This is a genomic window from Streptomyces sp. NPDC047000 (genome assembly GCF_040644295.1).
Classification (GTDB): Bacteria; Actinomycetota; Actinomycetes; order Streptomycetales; family Streptomycetaceae; genus Streptomyces.
In genome coordinates, this window is record NZ_JBEYWE010000004.1 from 1 (window position 1) to 21,905 (window position 21,905).

19 protein-coding genes are annotated in these 21,905 nt (G+C 73.8%); 10 read left to right on the forward strand and 9 right to left on the reverse strand.

Annotated features, from left to right (window positions below; translation table 11 throughout):
* Positions 1-115 precede the first annotated feature (115 nt).
* Positions 116-889: a spherulation-specific family 4 protein gene (locus ABZ862_RS08770; protein WP_360954571.1), complete on the forward strand. Its 774-nt coding sequence runs from the start codon at positions 116-118 to the stop codon at positions 887-889.
* On the opposite strand, the gene ABZ862_RS08775 is transcribed toward ABZ862_RS08770, so the two are convergent.
* Positions 852-1,664 (reverse strand): adenosylcobinamide-GDP ribazoletransferase, encoded by an 813-nt coding sequence (locus ABZ862_RS08775; protein WP_360955479.1) that lies wholly within the window; start codon positions 1,662-1,664, stop codon positions 852-854. The two genes, ABZ862_RS08770 and ABZ862_RS08775, sit on opposite strands and share 38 nt — an antisense overlap.
* A gap of 61 nt (positions 1,665-1,725) precedes the next feature.
* Here ABZ862_RS08775 and ABZ862_RS08780 point away from each other — a divergent pair, with 61 nt between their 5' ends.
* Positions 1,726-2,544 (forward strand): hypothetical protein, encoded by an 819-nt coding sequence (locus tag ABZ862_RS08780; RefSeq protein WP_360954574.1) that lies wholly within the window; start codon positions 1,726-1,728, stop codon positions 2,542-2,544.
* Between the two features lie 103 nt (positions 2,545-2,647).
* Here ABZ862_RS08780 and ABZ862_RS08785 read toward each other — a convergent pair whose 3' ends face one another.
* The 3 genes from ABZ862_RS08785 to cobT form a co-directional block, all read right to left on the reverse strand.
* Complete coding sequence (locus ABZ862_RS08785) at positions 2,648-3,334, reverse strand: hypothetical protein (protein WP_360954577.1); 687 nt, start codon at positions 3,332-3,334, stop codon at positions 2,648-2,650.
* Between the two features lie 64 nt (positions 3,335-3,398).
* The gene (locus ABZ862_RS08790) at positions 3,399-5,159 is read right to left on the reverse strand and encodes a phosphatidylglycerol lysyltransferase domain-containing protein (protein ID WP_360954580.1); all 1,761 of its coding nucleotides are present in this window, start codon (positions 5,157-5,159) and stop codon (positions 3,399-3,401) included.
* 88 nt (positions 5,160-5,247) lie between these two features.
* On the reverse strand, positions 5,248-6,384 hold the full coding sequence (gene cobT, locus ABZ862_RS08795) for a nicotinate-nucleotide--dimethylbenzimidazole phosphoribosyltransferase (RefSeq protein ID WP_360954583.1): 1,137 nt from the start codon (positions 6,382-6,384) through the stop codon (positions 5,248-5,250).
* A gap of 277 nt (positions 6,385-6,661) precedes the next feature.
* On the opposite strand from cobT, the gene ABZ862_RS08800 reads away from it, so the two are divergent.
* The gene (locus ABZ862_RS08800) at positions 6,662-7,654 is read left to right on the forward strand and encodes a class I SAM-dependent methyltransferase (protein WP_360954586.1); all 993 of its coding nucleotides are present in this window, start codon (positions 6,662-6,664) and stop codon (positions 7,652-7,654) included.
* A 28-nt stretch (positions 7,655-7,682) separates the two neighbouring features.
* Here ABZ862_RS08800 and ABZ862_RS08805 read toward each other — a convergent pair whose 3' ends face one another.
* Entirely contained in the window at positions 7,683-8,885 is a 1,203-nt protein-coding gene (locus ABZ862_RS08805; RefSeq protein ID WP_360954589.1) for a bifunctional adenosylcobinamide kinase/adenosylcobinamide-phosphate guanylyltransferase, read from the reverse strand.
* Positions 8,886-9,036: 151 nt separating this feature from the next.
* Between ABZ862_RS08805 and ABZ862_RS08810 the strand changes: the two genes are divergently transcribed.
* Positions 9,037-9,252: a hypothetical protein gene (locus ABZ862_RS08810; RefSeq protein WP_360954592.1), complete on the forward strand. Its 216-nt coding sequence runs from the start codon at positions 9,037-9,039 to the stop codon at positions 9,250-9,252.
* 85 nt (positions 9,253-9,337) lie between these two features.
* Here the strand turns inward: ABZ862_RS08810 and ABZ862_RS08815 are convergent, their stop codons facing one another.
* Both ABZ862_RS08815 and ABZ862_RS08820 read right to left on the reverse strand, forming a co-directional pair.
* On the reverse strand, positions 9,338-10,075 hold the full coding sequence (locus tag ABZ862_RS08815; RefSeq protein ID WP_360955481.1) for a methyltransferase domain-containing protein: 738 nt from the start codon (positions 10,073-10,075) through the stop codon (positions 9,338-9,340).
* Positions 10,076-10,158: 83 nt separating this feature from the next.
* Positions 10,159-10,842, reverse strand: coding sequence for a DUF3043 domain-containing protein (locus ABZ862_RS08820; RefSeq protein ID WP_360955483.1), 684 nt, complete (start codon positions 10,840-10,842; stop codon positions 10,159-10,161).
* Positions 10,843-11,065: 223 nt separating this feature from the next.
* Between ABZ862_RS08820 and ABZ862_RS08825 the strand changes: the two genes are divergently transcribed.
* The 5 genes from ABZ862_RS08825 to ABZ862_RS08845 all read left to right on the forward strand — a co-directional run bounded on the left by ABZ862_RS08825 (position 11,066) and on the right by ABZ862_RS08845 (position 17,753).
* Entirely contained in the window at positions 11,066-11,848 is a 783-nt protein-coding gene (locus tag ABZ862_RS08825) for a PspA/IM30 family protein (protein ID WP_360954595.1), read from the forward strand.
* Between the two features lie 60 nt (positions 11,849-11,908).
* Positions 11,909-12,187, forward strand: coding sequence for a hypothetical protein (locus ABZ862_RS08830; RefSeq protein ID WP_360955485.1), 279 nt, complete (start codon positions 11,909-11,911; stop codon positions 12,185-12,187).
* 177 nt (positions 12,188-12,364) lie between these two features.
* Positions 12,365-13,588, forward strand: coding sequence for a sensor histidine kinase (locus ABZ862_RS08835; protein ID WP_360954598.1), 1,224 nt, complete (start codon positions 12,365-12,367; stop codon positions 13,586-13,588).
* Positions 13,589-13,649: 61 nt separating this feature from the next.
* On the forward strand, positions 13,650-14,336 hold the full coding sequence (locus tag ABZ862_RS08840; protein ID WP_360954601.1) for a response regulator transcription factor: 687 nt from the start codon (positions 13,650-13,652) through the stop codon (positions 14,334-14,336).
* Positions 14,337-14,612: 276 nt separating this feature from the next.
* The gene (locus ABZ862_RS08845) at positions 14,613-17,753 is read left to right on the forward strand and encodes an efflux RND transporter permease subunit (protein ID WP_360954604.1); all 3,141 of its coding nucleotides are present in this window, start codon (positions 14,613-14,615) and stop codon (positions 17,751-17,753) included.
* Positions 17,754-17,859: 106 nt separating this feature from the next.
* Here the strand turns inward: ABZ862_RS08845 and nadA are convergent, their stop codons facing one another.
* Complete coding sequence (nadA, locus tag ABZ862_RS08850) at positions 17,860-19,044, reverse strand: quinolinate synthase NadA (RefSeq protein WP_360954607.1); 1,185 nt, start codon at positions 19,042-19,044, stop codon at positions 17,860-17,862.
* 353 nt (positions 19,045-19,397) lie between these two features.
* Here nadA and ABZ862_RS08855 point away from each other — a divergent pair, with 353 nt between their 5' ends.
* A complete protein-coding gene (locus ABZ862_RS08855; RefSeq protein ID WP_360954610.1) occupies positions 19,398-19,754 on the forward strand; it encodes an iron-sulfur cluster assembly accessory protein in 357 nt (118 codons plus the stop codon).
* Positions 19,755-19,847: 93 nt separating this feature from the next.
* On the opposite strand, the gene ABZ862_RS08860 is transcribed toward ABZ862_RS08855, so the two are convergent.
* A complete protein-coding gene (locus tag ABZ862_RS08860) occupies positions 19,848-21,764 on the reverse strand; it encodes a hypothetical protein (protein ID WP_360954613.1) in 1,917 nt (638 codons plus the stop codon).
* Between the last annotated feature and the right edge of the window lie 141 nt (positions 21,765-21,905).

A 21,905-nucleotide genomic window follows, 5' to 3' on the forward strand; every position in this document is an offset into this window, starting at 1 on the left:
TCCCTAACGGCCGGGGGCGCCCCCGGCCCCCCGCCGCCGCGCCCGCCACCGGGCGGGGCCGGCGGCGGGGCCGCCACCGTCAGCGCACCCTGCTGGGAAGGGCCACCGCCCACCGATGACCGCACTGCTGGTCCCGTACTACGAGCACCCGTCCGCCCGCCCCGCCGACTGGGAAGCCCTGATCGCGGCCGCGCCACGGCTGTACGGCGTGGTCCTCAACCCGGCCGGCGGCCCCGGCCCGCGGCCCGACCCCGCGTACGCCGCGGTGGCCGCCCGGCTGCGGGCCGCGGGGGTACGGGTGCTCGGGTACACCGACACCGGCCACGGCCGCCGTCCGGTCGGCGACGTCCTGCGCGACCTGGCGTACCACCGCGCCTGGTACGCCGTCGACGGCGTCCTCCTCGACCGGGCGGCGGCCGACCCGCACCGCTTCCCCCACTACCGCCGCCTGGCCTGCGCCGCCCGGGCCGCCGGCTGCGCCACGGTCGCCCTGAACCCCGGTACACCCCCGCACCCCTGCTACGCGGAGATCGCCGACGTCCTGATCACCTTCGAGGGTCCCTGGACGGCGTACCGCCACCTCCAGGGCCCGCCCTGGTACGGCCCCGCGGGACCCCTGACCTGCCACCTGGTCCACGGCACCCCACCGGGAGCGGACGCGGGCGCGCTGTCCCGCGCGAGGGGCGCGGCCCTGCACTGCGCGGCCCCGGGCACGGGCACCCGTCCGTGGGGCGCGCTGCCGGAAGCGGTGGCGCGCGTTCCCGGGGCGCGGGGCCGTGCCGGGACGCGGCTCCGCCCCGCGGACCCGACCGGCCACGACGCACCCGCGGCCACCAGGGACGGGAGTCCGGCTACCGTCCCAGGGCCGCCACGACCACCGCGACGGTGAAGACGGTCTCCTCCACCCCGCCGAACACATCACCCGTGATCCCGCCGAAGCGGCGGACGCAGCGCCGCAGCAGGAGTTCCCCCGCCCCCAGCGCCAGCAGCGCCGCGCCGCCCGACCGTACGGCGTCGAACCCGCCGAACCCGCTGCCCGCCGCCGCGGCGGCCAGCGCGACCGTCCCCGCCGCCGCCCAGGCGGACCGCACCGGCACCACGCCCGCGACCGCCGCTCCCAGCCCCTCCGGCCGGGCCGCGGGCACCCCGTCCCGCGCGGCCAGCGTGAGCGCCGCCCGGGAGGTGACCGCGGCCACCACCACGGCGAGCGCCCCGCCCGCCCACGAGCCGTCGTAGACCCGTGCCAGCGCCGCGACCTGCGCGAGCAGCGCGAACAGCAGCGTGATCACGCCGAACGGACCGATGTCCGACTGCTTCATGATCCGCAGCGCGTCCTCGGCCGGTTTCGCGCTGCCCAGCCCGTCCGCGGTGTCGGCGAGCCCGTCCAGATGCAGACCCCGGGTGAGCAGGGCGCACACGGCGACGGAGCCGACGGCGGCCAGCAGCCCACCGGAGCCGAGGGAGAGCAGCAGCAGCCCGGCGACGGCGGCGCAGCCGCCCACGACCAGCCCCGCCAGCGGAGCGCTCAGCATCCCGCCCCGCGCGGCGTCCCGGTCCCAGCGGTGCACGGTGACCGGCAGCACGGTGAGCGTGCCGAAGGCGAACCGCGGTCCGTGCAGCGGCGGTACGGACGGTCGGGACGGCTGCCGCGGCGGCGACGGGATCTCGGGCACGGCGGCAGGCTACAGGGAGGCGCCACCGCGGTGATCAGGGCAAACTTGACGTATGGGGCACTGGTTGTACCGGAACGTCGTCGAACCCGGCAAGCTGCCCTTGCTGCTGGCGCTGATCGCGTTCATGACGACGTTCCTGGTGACCCGGGTCGTCGTCCGGATGATCCGCGCGGGCAAGGGGCCGTTCGGCAATGTCCGGGCGGGCGGACTGCACATCCATCACGTGGTGCCCGGGGTGATCCTCACGGTGGTGGGCGGGTTCGGGGCCGCCGCCAGCAACGGCAACGCCATCGGCGCGTCCGTCTCGGCGGTGCTGTTCGGGATCGGCGCGGGGCTGGTGCTGGACGAGTTCGCGCTGATCCTCCACCTGGACGACGTCTACTGGAGCGAGGAGGGGCGGCAGAGCGTCGAGATGGTGGTGGTCACGGCGGCGCTGGTGGGGCTGATGCTCGTCGGATTCGCGCCGTTCGGGGTCAACGACCTCTCGCAGGCGGAGCTCCAGGACCGGGGCGCCGTGCTCTCCACCGTGGGGGTGAACGTACTGTTCGCGGTCATCGCGCTGGTGAAGGGGAAACCCCTGCTGGCGGTGTTCGGGGTGATCATCCCGGTGGTGGCCCTGGTCGGAGCCGTCCGGCTGGCCCGCCCCGGCTCGCCCTGGGCCCGCCGCTTCTACCGCCGCCGCCCGCAGGCCCGGGCCCGCGCCGCCCGACGCGCCTACCGCCACGACCGCCGCTGGGCCGGCCCGAGCCGAACCTTGCAGGACTGGATAGGCGGCCGCCCGGACCCACCCCCACCGCCCGGCCCCGGCGCGGAACGGGGGTCGCCCCCGGGCCGTGGCCCGGATCCGGCGAGGCTGCCTGACCACCGCTGACCGCTGCGGCCGCACCGCCCGCGCGGCGGAGCCGCAGGTCCGGGGGTCCGGGGGCGAAGCCCCCGGGGACGGGAACGGGAAGGGGCGACGGGGGCGAGACACCTCACCGCCCGCCCGCGCCGCGGCCCCGCGCCCACCGTACGGCGACGGCGCGGACGGCCATGAGCAGCAGCACCCCGACGATGGCCGCGACGTGCTCCTTCCCGGCGAGGTTCTCCTTCACCGCCACCTCGGCCGCTATCGCCACGACCACCGCGATCGCCGTGACATGGGCGCCGTAGCGCCAGCCGACGTACACGGCGAGGCCCACGACCGCCGCCGAGGGCCCGGTGTCCACGACCCGGGCGTCGGAGGCGGGCAGTCCGAGCGGGCTGCCGGGGCCCAGGGCGATGCCCACGCGCGCGTAGAGCGTGCCGGCGAGGGTGGCGACGTAGGCGATCGTGAGGGTCCGCCACCAGCCGAGGCAGATCTCGGAGATCCCGAACACGAACAGGATCTGCACCAGCGCGCCCCACACCGGCAGGTCGAGGGCGGGGACGAAGAGGGAGAGCGGGGTGCGCAGCAGGGCGAGGCCCAGGGGGTCGGCGGCGCGTACCCCGCCGGCCTGCACGACCGGTCGGTGGCCCCACGACTGGTTCTGCACCAGTTGCAGCAGCGCGGTGAGCCCCACCGCCGTGAGCGCCATCGGGACCGCCCCGGGTAACCGCCGGGGCCCCTTCAGCAGCGGCTCACGCACGGTGACCCACAGCAGTCCCCACTCCGCACGGGCCCAGCGGGCGAGCACCTTCACCGCCCGCCGCTCCCGGGCCGGGCGACCCGGCCGGGAGGCGTGCCGCGGAGCCGCGCCGCAGCGGTCACCGGTGGGTCTCCAGATGTCTGCGGTGCAGCCACTTCGGCAGGCCCGGGGCCTCCAGGAAGCCCTCCGCGCGGGCCGCCGCCACCCCGATGCGGGGCAGGTCCGAGCTCTTCTCGAAGAGCAGGAACCGCGGCTCCCAGATCGGTCGGTACTTGGCGTTGGCGCGGTACAGCGACTCGATCTGCCACCAGCGCGAGAAGAAGCTCAGCAGCGACCGCCACAGCCGCAGCACCGGCCCGGCGCCCAGCCGCCCGCCCCGCTCGAACACCGAGCGGAACATCGCGAAGTTCAGGGAGACCTGCGTGATGCCGATCTCGCCCGCCCGGCGCAGCAGTTCGATGACCATGAACTCCATCAGACCGTTGTCGGAGTCCCGGTCGCGCCGCATCAGGTCGAGCGACAGTCCGTGCGGTCCCCACGGCACGAAGGACAGCAGCGCCCGCAGTGTGCCCTCGGCGTCATGGCACTCGAGCATCACGCAGCGCCCGTCCTCCGGGTCCCCGAGCCGTCCCAGGGCCATGCTGAACCCGCGCTCGGTGGCACCGTCCCGCCAGTCGTCGGCGCGCTCGACGAGGTGCGCCGTCTCGCCGGCGGGGATGTCCTCGTGGCGCCGGATGCGCACGGTGTACCCGGCCCGCCTCACCCGGTTGTGGGCCTGCCGCACGGTGCGCATGGCGCGGCCCTCCAGGGTGAACTCGGCGACCTCGACGAGCGCCTCGTCACCGAGTTCGAGGGCGTCGAGTCCGTGCCGGGCGTAGACGGTGCCGGCCTCCTCGCCCGCCCCCATCACCGCCGGGATCCAGCCGTGCGCGCGGGCCTCGGCGAGCCACGGGGCGATGGCGCCCGGCCAGGCCTCCGGGTCGCCGATCGGATCGCCGGACGCCAGCGACACCCCGCCCACCACCCGGTAGGCGACGGCCGCCTTCCCGGTCGGCGACCAGACGACGCTCTTCTCCCGGCGCAGCGAGAAGTAGCCGAGCGAGTCCCGGTCGCCGTGCCGCTCCAGCAGGGCCCGCAGCCGCTTCTCGTCGTCCTCGGTGAGCGGATCCACGGCCCGCCGGGCGCGGAACGCGGCGTAGGCGACGGCGACGACCAGCGCGGTGCTCAGCACGTTGATGGCGACGTTCACCCAGTTGGGTGCCGCGATCCCCGGGAAGTGCGACTCGTCGACCGTGACGGTGACCAGTCGCAGGGTGCCGTAGTGCCAGCGTTCCGCGAAGGTCGAACGGCTCGCGTCCGGCGCGCGGTTGGTGACGGTGACCAGGAGCCCGGCGAGCAGCGACGACACCAGCAGTCCGCCGACGGCCACGACGGCGGCGAGCCTCGGGTTGGAACGGTCGCCCTTCGCGTAGAACTCCCGGCGCCCCACCAGCAGCGCGGCCACGAAGGCGGCGGTGAGCAGCACCGAGATCCAGTTCTGCGCGTACCGCCGGATCTCGGGGAAGGACATGGCGAAGCAGAACAGCCCCAGGAACGGGCCGCTGAGCGCCAGGTTGAGGATCCACGCCGCGCGCTTGCGGCGCCGCATGGTGACCGCGAGGAACGCGGTGAACACCCCGGAGGCGAAGCCCGCGGTCAGCAGGTACGGCGTGAAGAGGTTCTGCTGGTTGTGCCGCCGTACGTCCTGGCCGAGGGAGACCCAGATCGCGCTCAGGAAATTGACGAACGCGACCGCCCGCAGATACCACACGGCGTAGGCGGCGGCCCGTTGCGAGAGGGGCCTGTGGTCTTGGTCTGCGGTGATCCGCGTATCGCCCATGAGCCAGGATCATATGGGGGCCGGGGGGACGAACCGCTCTTTTCGGTCCCCCGCGGCCGGACGGTTCCCCGTGGGCCCGTGATTCTCCTCACGCGCCGGGATCCGTGCCGTTCTCCGCGCGCGGCGCCGGTGTCGTCCCCGGCTCCTTTTCCCCTTCCTCTTCCTCCCCCGGGAGTTCGGCTTCCTTCTCCGGCAGTTCGGCGGCCAGCGCCGCCGCGGCCCGTACCAGCGGCAGGGCGAGCAGCGCGCCCACGCCCTCCCCGACGGTCACCCCCTGGTCGAGCAGCGGCTCCAGCGCCATCCGGTCCAGTGCCTTCGCCTGCCCCGGCTCACCGCTGCTGTGCCCCGCCAGCCACCAGTCCGGCGCCCGGAAGGCGACCCGCTGGGCGGTCAGCGCGCACGCGGCGGCGACGACACCGTCCAGCACCACCGGCAGCTTGCGCACCGCGCACTGCAGCAGGAAGCCCGTCATGGCGGCCAGATCGGCGCCGCCCACCGTGGCCAGCAGCTGCAACTGGTCCCCGAGGACCGGACGCGCCCGGCGCAGCGCGTCCCGGATCGCCGCGCACTTGCGCATCCAGGCCAGGTCGTCGATGGCCTGGCCGCCCCGCCCGGTCACCACGGAGGCGTCGGTCCCGCACAGCGCGCCCACCAGCACCGCCGCCGCCGTCGTACCGCCGACGCTGAGGTCGCCGAGCACCACGAGGTCCGTACCGGAGTCGGCCTCCTCGTCGGCCACCGCGATCCCGGCCCGCAGCGCGGCCTCGGCCTCCTCGGCCGTCAGTGCGTCCTCGACGTCGATACGGCCGCTGCCGCGCCGCACCCGGTGCCGTACGACGTCCTGAGGCAGCGACTCGGGCGGGCAGTCCAGCGCCATGTCGACGATCCGCACCGGTACGCCGAGCCGCCGCGCCAGCACCGCCACCGGGCTCGCGCCGTCGAGGACCGCCCGCACCAGCTGCCCGGCCCCGCCCGCGGGACGCGCCGACACGCCCAGGGCCGCGACGCCGTGGTCGCCGGCGAACAGCAGCACCTTCGGCCGCTCGACCGGCCGCACCGGCACGGCGCCCTGGGCGGCGGCCAGCCACTCGCCCAGGTCGTCGAGGCGCCCCAGCGAGCCGGGCCGCACGGTCCGGCGCTCCCGGTACGCCTCGGCGTCACGCCGGACCCCGCCGTCGGGGCGCTCGATCAGATCGGTGAAGTCGTCGAGATTAAGCGTGGTCATTCGCCGAACAGTACCGGCACCGGCCGAACGGAACGGCGCCACGTCACCACCACACGGGGGTCACGTCGTTGCACCCGGGATCGTGATCCTTTACGTTCCGGTACGACGTCTGGTTTGTTGCGAATTGTCGCACGCCTGTCCGAACTCGCCCGCCTGCCCCTGCCCGCCCGGCCCTTCCCGTCCCCTCCGTCCGAACCCGTCCCCTCCGTCCGAACCCGTCCTCTCCGTCCGATCCCGTCCTCTCCGTCCGATCCCGTCGTGCCGTCCGGGAGCGCTCATGCCGTCCACCCCGCCGCCCCCAGCCGGCGGCCCGCCCGCGCCGCGCCGCGACGACTGCCCCTGGTGCGGCTCCGTCCGGCTGCGCACCAGGCTGCGCCCGCACCCCCGGGCGACGCCCCGGACGGCGTCCGCCGTCGACGAATGCCGTGACTGCGCCCACGCGTTCCGCAACCCGCCCCCCGTGCCGGAGGGACCCGCCCTGCCCAGGCCCCTGCCCGGCACCCTGCCCGGACCCCCGCCCGACCGCCGCCGCCATCGCCGCCACCGTCTCGCCGCCGCCCGCGCCCTGCTGCCCTTCCCCGAGCCGGAGAGCTGGCTGGACGTCGGCACCGGCCACGCCCGCTTCCCGGAGGCCGCGCGCGACGTCTTCCCGTACACCGCCTTCGACGGCCTCGACCCCACCCCGCGCGTGATCGCCGCCCGGGAGGCCGGACGGATCGAGGAGGCCCACGTCGGCCGGCTGACGGACCCGCGGATCGAGGAACGGCTCCGCGGCCGCTACGACGTGGTCAGCCTGTTCCACCACCTCGGCCGCACCCCCGACCCGCGCGAGGAACTCCGCGCCGCCCTGGCCGTGCTGCGCCCCGGCGGCCACCTGGTCGTCGAGGTCCCCGACCCGGCCTGCGCGTTCGGCGCGCTGCTCGGCCCCTGGTGGTTCCCGCACAGCCGGATCCGCCAGCTGCACCTGCTGCCGCTGGACAACCTGTGCGCCGAACTGGAGGCGCGGGGCTGCGAGATCGTGTCGACGGACCGCCGCGGTGCCCATGTCCCGTACGACCTCTCGGCGGCCCTGGCCCTGCTCCTGGCCCGCGCCCTGCCGGCCCCCCTGCGCCCGGCGGGCACCCCTCTGGTGCTGGCGGCGGCGGCCGTGGACCACACCCTGGCGCCCCTGCTGCGCCGGACCCGCTTCTCCAACGCCTACCGCGTCGTCGCCCGCAAGGCCCCGGCCGGGGACGGCCCGCCGACCGGGCCGTGGACCGGAGGGCCGTAGGCCAGAGGAGCGAGGGACAGCCCCGCCGTCAGCCCCGCAGGACCAGGGCCTGGCCCGCCGTCACCAGCACCACCTGCTCGCACTCCGCCGCGAACGCCGCGTTCAGGCGGCCGAGTTCGTCGCGGTAGCGGCGCCCGGAGGGAGTGGCGGGGACGATGCCCGAGCCCACCTCGTTGGAGACGGCGACGACGGTGCGCCGCGTGGCCCGTACCGCCTGCGTCAGTTCCCGCACCCGCTCGCGCAGCGCCCGCTCCCCGCCGTCCGCCCACATCGCGTCGTCCCAGGCGCCCACGGAGTCCATCGCGTCCGTCAGCCACAGCGACAGGCAGTCGATCAGCAACGGCGGTCCCTGGACCGCGAGCAGGGGGACCAGGTCGCAGGTCTCCTCGGTCCGCCACGAACCGGGCCGCCGCTCCCGGTGCGCCGTCACCCGGTCCGCCCACTCGGTGTCGCCGCCCCGGGTGCCGCCGGTGGCGACGTAGCGCACGTCCGGGAAGGACTCCAGGCGCCGTTCCGCCTCCACCGACTTCCCGGAGCGGGCCCCGCCCAGCACCAGGGTGCGGCGCGGCACGTCGGGCACGGCCTCGTACTCGCCCACCGTCAGCGTCGTGCCGTCCGGCACCGCCCGCGCCCCGGCCGCCGCGAGCCGCCGCCGCAGTTCGCCGCCCGGGGGCACGTCGTGGTCCAGGTGCACGGCGACGACGTCGGTCGTCGGACCCACCGCGCCCGCGGCCCGCAGCCGGGCCAGCGCGTCCGGCCGCGCCACGGCATCGGCGAGGACCATGTCGTACGGCGGTCCGGAACCCTCCTCCAGACCCGCCGGAGCGGCGCCCGGCGGCAGATACAGCAGCCGCTGCCCGGCCGGCCCGGTCACCGCGTAGCCCGTGCCCGGCGAGTCCGTCGCCAGGGCCCGCACCCGGTGCCCCGTCAGCAGCGTCAACTCCTGTCCGTCCGGCACCCGGCCGGGTTGCGGCACGCCCGCGGGCACCTCCAGTGCGGGGCCGTCGTGCGGATGCGTCAGCAGCACCTGGCCGACGGTGCCCAGCGACCGGCCCGCGCGGGCCGCCGCGAACGCCGCGCCCGGCGTCAGATCGAACAGCAGCACCCCGTCGACCAGCAGCGCGGTCGCCGCGCGGGCGTCCGGGCCGGTCGCGGTGGCGCACGCGGCGCAGGGACAGTCGGGGCGGGGCAGTCCCGCAGGGGCACCGGTGCCGAGCAGAGTGAGGTCCACGCACCGATTTTCCCGTGCGGCGGGGCCCGCTGCGCGCCCATGGCCCCCGACCGCCTCTGACGTCACACCGGGCGGAGCGCATAGGCTCTGATCAGGAGCCGGATCCGAACCGGCTCCCGCCGTGCAGTGTGGTCACACCAGGGAGGCGTACATGGTGGCGTGGACGTGGCGGTTCGAGAAGACCGACGGGGCGGAGGTCCAGCCCGCGGTGCTGCCCGAGGAGTTCACCACGCAGGGGGACGCCGAGTCCTGGATCGGGGAGAACTGGAAGGAACTGCTGGAGGGCGGCGCGGACCAGGTGCGGCTGTTCGAGGAGAGCACGGAGATCTACGGGCCGATGAGCCTGCACGCCGACAAGACGTCGTGAGCGGACGGGCGGCTCTCGACCGGCCGCCCGTCGTCCTCCCCCTCCGGCTCCTGACCGGTTCGGCCGGTCCTGCCGGGGGGGCACGTCAGCCGCGTACGCCGCACAGATGCAGCAGCGCCGCGACCCCGCGGTACGGATCGGTGCGCCCGGCCCGCTCCTCCACCGCCAGCAGTGTCTCCGGGTCCGCCGGGAGCGGCGCGTCGTCCGCCGCGGTGTCCGTGAAGACGCGTACGCCGTACCAGGTGTGCAGCGGGGCGCCGATGCCGGCGAGGGTGGCGGTGAGGGTGGCCAGCCGGTCCGCGCGGACGTCCGGCCCGAGGCGGATGGGGGTCCCCCCGTTCGAGTCTGTCCGAGAATGGGGGAGGTAGGCGGTGGTGTCGAAGGCGGCGAGCGCGCCGGCCCAGTCGCCGTAGAGGCCGGGCCGCATGGCGAGCGCGTCGCCGTTGCGCACCAGCAGGGAGAGCAGCCCGCCCGGGGCGAGCATCCGGGCCAGCCCCGCCAGCAGGGGGTCGGGCTCCTCGACGTACATCAGCACGCCGTGGCACAGCACCACGTCGAAGCCGCCGGGCAGGAAGTGCACACCGGTGTCCCGGCCGTCGCTCTCGACGATCCGCATGCGTTCCCGGATGCCGGGCGGTTCGGCGTCCAGGGCCTGCCGGGCCGCGGTCAGCATCGTGGGGTCCTGCTCGACGCCCGTCACCTGATGACCGGCCCGCGCGAGCCGCAGCGCCTGCGTGCCCTGGCCCATTCCCACGTCGAGCACCCGCAGCCGCTGCCCGACCGGGAAACGCCCGGCTATCTGCTCGTCGAGCTGCCGGGCCACCAGTTCCTGGCGCACGGCATCACGCAGCGCGCCGAGCCTGCTCAGCCAGGCGTCCGCCGCGTCCCCGGTGAAAGCGGCCGCTGTCAGAACTTCTCCCCGCGCTTGAGCTGCGGCTTCGGCAGCCGCAGCCGACGCAGCTGGAGGGAGCGCATCAGGGCGTAGGGAACGGCACCCCGGCGGTTCTGGTCGGGGAAGCGCTCGGCGAGCCGCTTGCGCAGCCGCATGCCGCTGAAGACCGAGTCCAGCACGATGAGGACGATCACCACGAGCCACAGCAGCAGCGCGATCTGCTGGATCGCCGCCGCCCGCACCAGGGTCATGACCAGGATGATCACGGCCATCGGCAGGAAGAACTCGGCGACGTTGTAGCGCGAGTCGACGTAGTTACGGGCGTACTTGCGGACCGGGCCCTTGTCCCGGGCCGGGAGATACCGCTCGTCACCGCCCGCGAGCGCCTGGCGCTGCCGCTCCATCTGCGCCCGGCGGTCCTCGCGCTGCCGCTTGGCCGCGTCCTTGCGCGTCGAGGGCGTACTGGCGACACTGCGGCGCTGGGACTGTGCCTCACTGCGCTTCGGCGTGGGGCGGCCCTTGGGAGCCTGCGGGTCGCGGGTCTGCTTGGAGAAGTTCACCGGCGCCTTGTCGGCGGGGGCCTTCTCTTCTTTGGCACGGCTACGGAACACAAAACCCAAGGGTACGGGGTGGCGGGGTGTGGACCCCCGTCCCCCGGGGAACGATCCGGCAACACCATTCGTCTGTAGTGGGGACAGAGGGGACGTCGCGGACGGTTCGCTCGGTGTGCGGCACGGAGCCTTCGGGGGCCACCTACTCCTCACGCCGGAGCGCGGCCGTGCACAGTCGTCCTTGGGGATGAGCGCATCGGTCCCCGAACAGTGCGGTAATGGATGCAGGGCCCGTACTGTGGGTTCTGTTGCAGGGTCGCTTGAGCTCAAGTCGGTCAGAAGGGGGCGCGCGAAGCCCATGAGCGGTGTCATGAAGCGTATGGGGATGATCTTCCGCGCGAAGGCGAACAAGGCCCTTGACCGGGCCGAGGACCCGCGCGAAACCCTGGATTACTCGTACCAGAAGCAGCTGGAGCTGCTGCAGAAGGTGCGCCGGGGTGTCGCCGACGTGGCCACGTCGCGCAAGCGCCTGGAACTGCAGCTGAACCAGCTTCAGCAGCAGTCCTCCAAGCTGGAGGACCAGGGCCGCAAGGCGCTCGCGCTCGGGCGCGAGGACCTCGCCCGCGAGGCACTGTCCCGCAAGTCCGCGCTCCAGCAGCAGGTGACGGACCTGGAGACCCAGCACTCCACGCTCCAGGGCGAGGAGGAGAAGCTCACCCTCGCGGCGCAGCGCCTCCAGGCCAAGGTCGACGCCTTCCGCACCAAGAAGGAGACCATCAAGGCCACCTACACCGCCGCCCAGGCCCAGACCCGGATCGGCGAGGCGTTCTCCGGCATCTCGGAGGAGATGGGCGACGTCGGCCTGGCCATCCAGCGTGCCGAGGACAAGACCGCCCAGCTCCAGGCCCGCGCGGGAGCCATCGACGAGCTCCTCGCCTCCGGTGCCCTCGACGACCCCACCGGTATGCACAAGGACGACATCGCCGCCGAGCTCGACCGCATCTCCGGTGGTACGGATGTAGAGCTGGAACTGCAGCGCATGAAGGCCGAGCTGGCCGGAGGCACGGCGGCCCCGCAGGCCATCGAGGGCGGCACCGGCCAGGGTCAGCCCCAGCAGCAGCCGCAGGACACCCCGCGCTTCGACAAGCAGTAGCACCCCGGAGACCGCATCCGGGGCCACGCCGAGGAGACGGACATGGGCGACACGGGCGAGATGGTCGTACGGATCATGGGCGAGGGACAGGTGAGGCTGGCGAAGAGCCACCTCACCGAACTCGACACCCTGGACGACGAACTCCTGGCCGAGATGGAGAACGGCGACGGTCCCGCTTTCCGCCGCACCCTCCAGTCGCTCCTGACCAAGGTCCGCGACCTCGGCACCCCGCTGCCCCCCGACACCCTGCAACCCTCGGACCTCATCCTCCCGTCCCCGGACGCCACCCTCGACGAGGTCCGGGACCTCCTGAGCGACGACGGCCTGATCCCGGGCTGAGGACCCCCACGGACCCGCGGAACCGCGCGGACCCCCACGGACCTGCGGACCCGGACGGGACCCGTGACCCGTGACCCGCACAGATCCGCCCGCCCGCGCGGCGACGGCCCTCGCCGGCCGTCCGTCCTCGCGCCCGGCGGGGACGACTCCGCTCACCTCTCAGAAACGGGCGGACACGTGACCGCACTGGACCGGGCCCGCTGCAAGCTCGGCGCACACCCGCTCGTCCTCGACGCCGCCCTCGCCGCCGCCGTCCTGCTGTGCATGATCGTCAGCGCGCTGATCGACCCGCACGGCGACAGGAGCACGGCATGGGGCGTCCGCACCCCGGACCCGCTCAGCCTGCTGCTGATCGTCGCCGCCGCCGCGGCCCTCGTGCTGCGCCGCCGCGCCCCGCTCCCGGTACTGGCGGTGACGGGCACGGCGACGCTGCTCGAGAGCGTCACCGGCGACCCGCGCGCCCCGGTGGCGATGTCGGCGGTGGTGGCCCTGTTCACCGTCGCCGTCAGCACCGACCGCACCACCACCCTGCGGGTCGGCCTGCTCACCGTGACCGTCCTGACGGGTGCCGCGATGCTGGCGGGCCCGCTGCCGTGGTACGCCCAGGAGAACCTGGCGATCTTCGCGTGGACCGGCATCGGCGCCACGGCGGGCGACGCGGTGCGCAGCCGCAAGGCGGTGGTGCGGGCGATCCAGGAGCGCGCCGAGCGGGCGGAGCGCACCCGCGAGGAGGAGGCCCGCCGCAGGGTCGCCGAGGAACGGCTGCGGATAGCCCGCGACCTGCACGACGTGGTCGCCCACCACATCGCCCTGGTGAACGTGCAGGCCGGTGTGGCGGCGCACGTCATGGACAAACGGCCCGACCAGGCCAAGGAGGCCCTCGCGCACGTCCGCGAGGCGAGCCGGTCCGCGCTGAACGAACTGCGGGCGACGGTCGGTCTGCTGCGCCAGTCCGGCGATCCGGAGGCGCCCACCGAACCGGCCCCCGGCCTGGACCGCCTGGAGGAACTGGTCGGCACCTTCCGCAAGGCCGGACTGCGGGTGGAGGTCGCGCGGTCCGACCTGGGCGCCGTACTGCCCGCCGCCGTGGACCTGGCGGCGTTCCGGGTGATCCAGGAGGCCCTCACCAACGCCCAGAAACACGCGGGCACGGCGGCGAGGGCCGAGGTCAGCGTCGTACGGGTGGGACCGAACGTGGAGATCACGGTGCTGGACGACGGCCGCCCCGACGACGAGCCGCTGCCCGTCCAGGGCGGCGGGCACGGACTGCTGGGGATGCGCGAACGGGTCACCGCCCTCGCCGGGACCCTCACGACGGGCCCCCGCTACGGCGGCGGCTTCCGCGTCCATGCGATCCTCCCGCTGAGACCCCGCACCCGCGCGGCGGAGAGCCGCGTATGAGCGGCCGCCCGGCGTGACCCGCGACCGCCACCGAACTCCCGAGGACTCCGAGGACCCCGACATGACCATCCGCGTCCTGCTCGCCGACGACCAGGCCCTGCTGCGCAGCGCGTTCCGCGTGCTCGTCGACTCCGAGCCCGACATGGCGGTCGTCGGTGAGGCGGCCGACGGCGCCGAGGCGGTGCGGCTGGCCAAGGAGCGGAGCGCGGACGTGGTCCTGATGGACATCCGGATGCCCGGCACCGACGGCCTCGCGGCCACCCGCCTGATCAGCGCGGACCCGGACCTGGCGAAGGTCCGGGTGGTGATCCTGACGACGTTCGAGGTCGACGACTACGTCGTGCAGTCGCTGCGCGCCGGCGCCTCCGGTTTCCTCGGCAAGGGCAGCGAACCGGAGGAGCTCCTGAACGCCATCCGGGTCGCGGCCGGCGGTGAGGCGCTGCTGTCCCCGGTGGCGACGAAGGGGCTCATCGCCCGTTTCCTCGCCCAGGGCGGCGACCGGGCGGACGGCGGGACGGGTCCGGCCGGCGCGGAACGGCTGGACGCGCTCACCGGCCGGGAGCGCGAGGTGCTGGTACAGGTCGCCGGGGGCCATTCCAACGACGAGATCGCCGAACGCCTGGTGGTCAGCCCGCTCACGGTGAAGACCCACGTCAACCGGGCCATGGCCAAGCTGGGCGCCCGGGACCGGGCCCAGCTGGTGGTGATCGCGTACGAGTCCGGGCTGGTCCGTCCGCGGGTGGACTGACCTCCGCCCCGCCTACTGCGGCGGCAGTATCCGGCACCGCGCGAAATGGACCTGGGGCTTACGGAATCACCCCCTCCATGGACCAGGGTGTAGGAGCGCGGCCCCGCACGCGCCCGCCCGCACGCCTACTCGCACCCGCCCGCCCACCCTCACGATCCACCCTCGCCCGCCCCGCCCGACCGGCGCGCCCGGCCGCGGCTCACCGCCGCACGCCCACGCCCGTTCCCGCGCGCCCGCCCCGCCCGTTCCCGCTCACGGAAGAGAGACCCCCGCTCCATGTCCCGGCTGTCCCGGTTCAGCCTCGCCCAACGGGCCCTCATAGGTCTGATCTCGATCGTCGCCGTCGTCTTCGGCGCGATCGCCATCCCCCAGCTCAAGCAGCAGCTCCTGCCCACCATCGAACTGCCCATGGTGTCGGTGGTGGTGCCCTTCCCGGGCGCCTCGCCCGACGTGGTGGAGAAGCAGGTCGTCGAGCCGATCGAGAACACGGTCGAGGCCGTCGACGGCATCACCGGCGTCACCTCCAAGGCCAGTGAGGGCAGCGCCGTCATCATGGCGTCCTTCGACTACGGCAACGACACCAAGCGCCTGGTCGCCGACGTCCAGCTCGCCGTCAACCGGGCCCGCGCCCAGCTGCCGGACTCCGTGGACCCGCAGGTCGTCGCCGGTTCCACGGACGACATGCCGACCGTCGTGCTCGCCGTCACCTCCGGCAAGGACCAGCAGGCCCTCGCCGACCAGCTCGACAAGAGCGTGGTGCCGGTGCTGAAGAACATCGACGGCGTCGGCCGGGTCACCGTGGACGGCGTACGGGACCTCCAGGTCACCGTCACCCCCGACCAGGCGAAGCTGGCCCGCGCCGGGCTCACCCCCGCGGCCCTCGCCCAGGCGTTGCAGACCGGCGGCGTCACCGTCCCGGCCGGTTCCTTCGACGAGGCGGGCAAGAACCGCACCGTCCAGGTCGGCAGCGGCTACACCTCCGTACGGCAGATCCAGGACCTGATGGTCACCGGCGAGGGCGTCAGGAAGCCGGTACCGCTCGGCGACGTCGCCACGGTGAAGCAGGAGGAGGCCACCGCCGACTCGATCACCCGCACCGACGGCAGGCCCAGCCTGTCCGTCAGCGTCACCATGGACCACGACGGCAGCGCGGTCGCGATCTCGGACGCCGTCCGGGACAAGCTGCCCGGCCTGCGGGGGGATCTCGGCTCCGGCACCGTCATCACGGTCGTCAGCGACCAGGGCCCGGCCGTGTCCAAGTCCATCAAGGGCCTCACCACCGAGGGCGGCCTCGGTCTGCTCTTCGCGATCGTCATCATCCTGGTGTTCCTGGCGTCGGTGCGTTCGACGCTGGTGACGGCGGTGTCGATCCCGCTGTCCGTCGTGCTGGCCCTGCTCGTGCTGTGGACGCGCGACCTGTCGCTGAACATGCTGACGCTGGGCGCGCTGACCATCGCCATCGGCCGGGTCGTGGACGACTCGATCGTCGTCCTGGAGAACATCAAGCGCCACCTCGGCTACGGCGAGGAACGCCAGGAGGCCATCCTCGGCGCGGTGCGCGAGGTCGCCGGGGCCGTGACCTCCTCGACCCTCACCACGGTCGCCGTGTTCCTGCCGATCGGCCTGGTCGGCGGCATGGTGGGCGCGCTGTTCGGCGCGTTCAGCCTCACCGTCACGGCGGCGCTGCTGGCGTCGCTGATCGTCTCGCTGACGGTGGTGCCGGTGCTGTCGTACTGGTTCCTGCGCGCCCCCAAGGACACCCCCGAGGACGCCGGCGAGGCCCGCAGGCAGGCGGAGGAGAAGGAGGCGAACAGCCGTCTCCAGCGGTTCTACGTCCCCGTCCTGCGGTTCGCCACCCGGCGCCGTCTCACCAGTGTGCTGATCGCCGTGGTGGTGCTGCTCGGCACCTTCGGCATGGCGCCGCTGCTGAAGACCAACTTCTTCGACGCGGGCGACCAGGAGGTCCTCACCGTCAAGCAGGAGCTGACGCCCGGCACCAGCCTGGCCGCCACGGACGTCCAGGCGCGCAAGGTCGAGAAGCTGCTCTCCGGCATCGACGGCGTCAAGGACTACCAGGTCACCATCGGCTCCTCCGGCTTCCTGGCCGCGTTCGGCGGCGCCACCAGCTCCAACCAGGCGTCGTACCAGGTCATGCTGGACGACTCGGCGTCCTACGACGCGGTCGAGCGGCGCATCACCGACGGTCTGCACGGTCTCAAGGGCATCGGCACCACGACCCTCACGGCGGGCGCCGGCTTCGGCAGCCAGGACCTCGGTGTCGTCGTCAAGGCGTCCGACGCGGAGGTGCTGCGCACGGCGTCGGAGCAGGTCAGGAAGGCCGTCGCGAGCCTGGACGACGTCACCGACGTCACCAGCGACCTCGCGCAGAGCGTGCCGAGGATCTCCGTGAAGGCCAACAGCAAGGCGGCCGCCGCGGGCTTCACCGACCAGACCCTCGGCGCGGCGGTGGCACAGTCCGTGAAGGGCACCACGGCCGCCAAGGTCGTCCTCGACGACACCGAGCGCGACGTCGTCATCCGCTCGGCGAAACCGGCCGCCACGCTGGCGCAGCTGGAGAACCTGCCGCTCGGCCCGGTGAAGCTCGGTGACATCGCCACGGTGAAGCTGGTCGACGGACCCGTCTCCCTGACCCGTATCGACGGCCAGCGGGCCGCCACCGTCACCGCCAAGCCGACCGCCGACAACACCGGCGCGGTGAGCACGAAGCTCCAGGCCAAGATCAAGGCGCTGAAGCTCCCGGCCGGCGCCACGGCCCAGATCGGCGGCGTCACCTCCGACCAGGACGACGCGTTCAAGAACCTCGGTCTGGCGATGCTCGCGGCGATCGCGATCGTCTTCCTGCTGCTGGTCGCGACGTTCCGTTCGCTGGCCCAGCCGCTGATCCTGCTGGTCTCCATCCCGTTCGCGGCGACCGGCGCGCTCGGCCTGCTGATCGTGACCGGCACCCCGATGGGCGTCCCCGCGATGATCGGCATGCTGATGCTGATCGGCATCGTGGTGACGAACGCGATCGTGCTGATCGACCTGATCAACCAGTACCGCGCCCAGGGCCACGGCGTCGTCGAGGCCGTGATCGAGGGCGGCCGGCACCGGCTGCGCCCGATCCTCATGACGGCCCTGGCGACGATCTTCGCCCTGCTCCCGATGGCCCTCGGTGTCACCGGTGAGGGTGGTTTCATCGCCCAGCCGCTGGCCGTGGTGGTGATCGGCGGTCTGGTCACCTCGACCCTGCTGACCCTGCTCCTCGTCCCCACGCTCTACGCGATGCTCGAACTCCGCACGGAGCGGCGGGCCGCGAAGCGGGCGGCGAAGCGGCGGGGGAAGGACACCGGGCAGGGTCCGGGGGCCGGACCGGAGACGGAGTCGGACGAGCCCAGGGAGCCCGCCACGGTATGAGGCCCAGGCGGACCCCTGCCGCACGGCAAGGAGACCGCACGGCACGGAGGCTCGGTACGCGCTCGTCGCGCGTACCGGGCCTCCGGTGTTTCGGCAGGGGGAGCGCCTACGGCAGGGCGAGCATCCGCTCGAGAGCCAGCTTCGCGAAGCGCTCCGTCTCCTCGTCGACCCGGATGCGGTTGACGACCTTGCCGTCCGCCAGGGACTCCAGGGCCCAGACCAGGTGGGGGAGGTCGATACGGTTCATCGTGGAGCAGAAGCAGACCGTGCGGTCGAGGAACACGATCTCCTTGCCCTCGGGAGCGAAACGGTTCGCCAGACGGCGGACCAGGTTCAGCTCCGTGCCGATCGCCCACTTGGAGCCGGCCGGGGCGGCCTCCAGGGTCTTGATGATGTGCTCGGTCGAGCCCACGTGGTCCGCGGCCATGACGACCTCGTGCGTGCACTCCGGGTGGACCAGGACGTTGATGCCGGGGACCCGCTCGCGCACGTCCTTGACGGAGTCCAGGGTGAAGCGGCCGTGCACCGAGCAGTGACCGCGCCAGAGGATCATCTTCGCGTCCCGCAGCTGCCCGGCGGTCAGTCCGCCGTTCGGCTTGTGCGGGTTGTAGACGACGCAGTCCTCCAGGGACATGCCCATGTCCCGCACGGCGGTGTTGCGCCCGAGGTGCTGGTCGGGGAGGAACAGCACCTTCTCGCCCTGCCTGAACGCCCACTCCAGGGCCCGGCGGGCGTTGGACGAGGTGCAGATCGTGCCGCCGTGCCGGCCCGTGAACGCCTTGATGTCGGCGGACGAGTTCATGTACGACACGGGCACGACCTGCTCGGCCACGCCGGCCTCGGCCAGCACGTCCCAGCACTCGGCGACCTGCTCGGCGGTGGCCATGTCGGCCATCGAACAGCCCGCGGCCAGGTCCGGCAGCACGACCTTCTGGTCGTCGCCCGTCAGGATGTCCGCGGACTCGGCCATGAAGTGGACACCGCAGAAGACGATGTACTCGGCCTCCGGCCGTGCCGCCGCGTCACGGGCGAGCTTGAAGGAGTCGCCGGTGACGTCCGCGAACTGGATGACCTCGTCACGCTGGTAGTGGTGGCCGAGCACGAAGACCTTGTTCCCGAGCTTCTCCTTGGCGGCGCGGGCGCGCTCCACCAGGTCCGGGTCGGACGGCGCGGGCAGGTCACCGGGACACTCGACGCCGCGCTCGCTCCGCGGGTCGGCCTCGCGGCCGAGGAGCAGCAGGGCGAGGGGCGTCGGCTGTACGTCGAGCTCCTGGGTCTGGGCGGTGGTCACGACACGCACCCTTTCTGTTCTGCGGTTTCTGCGGCTCACCGGTCCGGAGGCCGGGCCGGCGGGTCAGGCGGACGCGCCTTTTCGTCGAATTGACGCTATCTATCATAACCGCTTCACGTCATATTGACGACGGCCATAGCGTCCATGTGACGTGAATCCCGGCGGCCCTCCTGGCACGGCACCGGACCCGACCTAGGGCCAGTGACCGCTTCGGCGGGCATGTGCGAGCATGAAGGGGCAGGGACACCACACAGTGCTCGGCCCGGAGTGATCCGCGGACCCGGAATGAATCCGGGAACGTGCCGGTTGCACTCGTCGGCAAGCAGTCTCCGTACAACCCGGGAGAGATGTAGATGTCCGTATCGGACGAGACCAGCACCGTCACCGACGGCATCGTTCTGACCGACGCCGCGGCGTCCAAGGTCAAGGCTCTGCTCGAGCAGGAAGGCCGTGACGACCTCGCGCTGCGCGTCGCCGTCCAGCCCGGCGGCTGTTCCGGCCTGCGCTACCAGCTCTTCTTCGACGAGCGCTCCCTCGACGGCGACGTGGAGAAGGACTTCGGCGGGGTCAAGGTCGTCACGGACCGGATGAGCGCCCCGTACCTGGGCGGCGCCACCGTCGACTTCGTCGACACGATCGAGAAGCAGGGCTTCACGATCGACAACCCGAACGCGACGGGCTCCTGCGCCTGCGGCGACTCCTTCAGCTGACCGGCCCGTACGGCGTCGCCCGTACGGCGTACGTACGGACAGGGAAAAGGCGGCGGCTCCCGCGCTGAGCGGGAGCCGCCGCCTTTTCGTGACTCAGCGGGCCGAAGGGGCGGACGAGGCCGTGGGGGCGGGCACCCGCCTGCCCGGCTCGCCCCGCGGGATCTCCTTGCCGTCGGTGCCGACCACCTTCCGGTCGCCGAGCGGCCGGTCCAGCTCGACGACCTGCTCGTAGAACTTGGCGATCATGACGCAGACCGTACCGGGCCTCGTCGTCCCGGTCACCTTGACGGTCACCTTGCCGGACTCCTCGGTGGCGGAGGTGCGGAAGGTGGCACAGACTCCGCTGGTGAAGGTCACGGTCAGCTCCCTGCCGTCGGCCCGGTAGCCCTCCACGGCGATGTCCCGGGTCTGCGCGCCGCCGGTGCCGGTGCCGGTCGGCAGGGGAACCGGCTGCGCGGAGGAGGCGGAGGAGGCCAGGTACCGGGGATCGACGGCCGGACGGGCCACCGTGGCCGTGGCACCGCGCCGCCCGCCCTCCCGTACCTCGAACAGCCAGGACGGCACCAGCACCTGACGTCCGCCGGAGGTGTACGCGGCCAGCCCGAACACCGCCTTCTCCACGACGGCGGTGGCTGCCGCCGTGGACGTGGTGGCAGCCGTGGCCGTCGTACCGGTCCCGCAGGGCGCTTCCAGCCGGTCCTTGAGCGGTACGGGACTGGCACAGCCCCCGATGCCCATACGGTGGTCGCTCCCCGGCGCGGCGTTCATCAGGTCCAGGGTCTTCCGCGCGCTCAGCACGGGGTACGTCTCACCGCGCACCGGCATCTTCAGCCGGCCGGTCCCGGCGGCCACTTCGCCCTGCGCGTCGATCGCGAGCCCGGTGGTCCAGCCGTCGGTGGGCAGGTCGCCGACCACGGGATCCGCGTTCACCACCCGCTGGGAGCCCAGGAGCCGGCCCGCGTCCACCGCGGCGTCGTCCTGTCCGAGCGCCTCGAGCACGGGGGCGGCGGCCCGCTCGGCGGCGGACTCGCTCACCGGCGTGGCGGAGGAGGCGGAGGGCGAGGCGCCGGGGGTGCAGCGGGCGGTGCCGCTCCCGCACCCGTCGGTGCCGGGGGCGTACCGGCTGAAGGTCCAGGCGCCGGGTGCCGTCGTGCTCACCCGGAGACTCGGCCCGGTGCCGTCCCGGCCGGGGCCCACCCGCCATTCCGGTCCCTCGGTCACCGGCGTCCCGTCGACACCGAGCGCCTTCGCGAGCCGCGCCACGTCGCTCCGGGTGACCTCACCCGCGGCCCGGTACACGGGCGCGGAACGGGGACCGCCGGGGAGGGTGCCGGAGGCGCGGTAGGCCGTGCCGTAGGGATTCGGTTCCCCGGGCGCGACAGCGCCGGTACCGCCGGTGCCGCTGCCGCCGTACCCGTCGAGTACGAGCACCCCGGGCGTCCCCGCGGCCCCGGCACCGCCGCCTCCGCCCAGGGCGGAGGCACCCAGATAGGCGCCGCCGCCGACGACGAGCACGGCGGCGACGACACCGGCCACCAGCGCCGAGGGCCTCCGCCGCCGGACGTCCCGCCCCGCACCCTTCCCGGTGCCGGCCGCCCCCACCTCGACGACATCGTGCTCGTCGTCGGCGGGCTCACCGGCGGCGACGGCACCGCGGTCGCCCTCCCGGGCCGCGCCGGCCTCGGCGGTCTCCTCCACCGCGTCCGTGCCGGGAGTCCCCGCCGTCGTCTCCGTGCCGCCGGCCGCCGTGCCGCGTTCCTCCGCCGGGCCCGAAGGCCGTGACGCGTCGGAGGTCGGCGGGTCCGGCCGCGTGCCGCCGGCCGCCGTCGCCGGATCCCCGGCGCGGTCCCCGGGCGCCGGAGCCCCGCCCCCGCTCACCGGTGAGTCCGGTGCGGAGACCGGTCCGGAGGCCGGGCCGGATGTCCCGTCGGCCCGGTCCGGGCCGGAGTCCGGTGCGCCGGGCGTGCCGGGCGTGCCGTCGTGCTGCTCGGGTCGGTCGTCGGTGGTCACCGCATCGCTCCTTCGGCTGCGCCCTGCTGTCCCTGGCCCCGGCGGGCCGCAACCGGCTCGCGGGGCGTATCGCGCCTCCCCTGTACGGGGTGCGGCGATGGGACGCGGCGGGGGAGCGCGCGGTTCCCGTGGTGTGCTCCG

Bases quoted from the DNA above. Each gene is read 5' to 3' on its own strand.
- ABZ862_RS08770 (WP_360954571.1), top strand. From the start codon at position 116: ATGACCGCACTGCTGGTCCCGTACTACGAGCACCCGTCCGCCCGCCCC.
- ABZ862_RS08780 (WP_360954574.1), top strand. From the start codon at position 1,726: ATGGGGCACTGGTTGTACCGGAACGTCGTCGAACCCGGCAAGCTGCCC.
- ABZ862_RS08790 (WP_360954580.1), bottom strand. From the start codon at position 5,159: ATGGGCGATACGCGGATCACCGCAGACCAAGACCACAGGCCCCTCTCG.
- cobT (WP_360954583.1), bottom strand. From the start codon at position 6,384: ATGACCACGCTTAATCTCGACGACTTCACCGATCTGATCGAGCGCCCC.
- ABZ862_RS08800 (WP_360954586.1), top strand. From the start codon at position 6,662: ATGCCGTCCACCCCGCCGCCCCCAGCCGGCGGCCCGCCCGCGCCGCGC.
- ABZ862_RS08810 (WP_360954592.1), top strand. From the start codon at position 9,037: ATGGTGGCGTGGACGTGGCGGTTCGAGAAGACCGACGGGGCGGAGGTC.
- ABZ862_RS08825 (WP_360954595.1), top strand. From the start codon at position 11,066: ATGAAGCGTATGGGGATGATCTTCCGCGCGAAGGCGAACAAGGCCCTT.
- ABZ862_RS08830 (WP_360955485.1), top strand. From the start codon at position 11,909: ATGGTCGTACGGATCATGGGCGAGGGACAGGTGAGGCTGGCGAAGAGC.
- ABZ862_RS08840 (WP_360954601.1), top strand. From the start codon at position 13,650: ATGACCATCCGCGTCCTGCTCGCCGACGACCAGGCCCTGCTGCGCAGC.
- ABZ862_RS08845 (WP_360954604.1), top strand. From the start codon at position 14,613: ATGTCCCGGCTGTCCCGGTTCAGCCTCGCCCAACGGGCCCTCATAGGT.
- ABZ862_RS08855 (WP_360954610.1), top strand. From the start codon at position 19,398: ATGTCCGTATCGGACGAGACCAGCACCGTCACCGACGGCATCGTTCTG.